Source organism: Burkholderia sp. Ax-1719, assembly GCF_011753055.1.
Taxonomy (GTDB): domain Bacteria; phylum Pseudomonadota; class Gammaproteobacteria; order Burkholderiales; family Burkholderiaceae; genus Paraburkholderia.
Genome location: NZ_VWWJ01000079.1, coordinates 1 through 509, shown reverse-complemented (window position 1 = coordinate 509; position 509 = coordinate 1). Strand labels below are relative to the sequence as shown.

Genomic DNA, 509 nt, shown 5'->3' with positions numbered 1-509 from the left:
AGCATAAGGAGCCTGACGATTACCTACTTTCACACGGGCAATCCGCACTATCATCGGCGTGGAGCTGTTTCACGGTCCTGTTCGGGATGGGAAGGGGTGGGACCAGCTCGCTATGGTCATCAGGCATAAGGGGTTGCTGCGTCGCTTTCGTGAGCGCCACAGCCAATCGGGAAGAAGCGTAAAGAGTGTGTGTTGCTGAATTGGGGTTGTGTTGTTTCAGGCACAACACGTGATCTCAACCGTGCGTCTTTTGCTAAGACACACCTGTTATAGGATCAAGCCTTACGGGCAATTAGTATCAGTTAGCTTAACGCATTACTGCGCTTCCACACCTGACCTATCAACGTCCTGGTCTTGAACGACCCTTTAAGGGAATCTAGTTCCCGGGGAAGTCTCATCTTGAGGCGAGTTTCCCGCTTAGATGCTTTCAGCGGTTATCTCTTCCGAACATAGCTACCCGGCGATGCCACTGGCGTGACAACCGGTACACCAGAGGTTCGTCCACTCCG

2 rRNA genes are annotated in these 509 nt (G+C 52.7%); both read right to left on the bottom strand.

What is annotated here, in order from left to right:
* Nucleotides 1-10 precede the first annotated feature (10 nt).
* Nucleotides 11-124: ribosomal RNA gene (gene rrf / locus F3J17_RS35960) — 5S ribosomal RNA — on the bottom strand.
* Nucleotides 125-271: 147 nt separating this feature from the next.
* Nucleotides 272-509 (bottom strand): 23S ribosomal RNA (locus tag F3J17_RS35955); the annotation flags it as partial.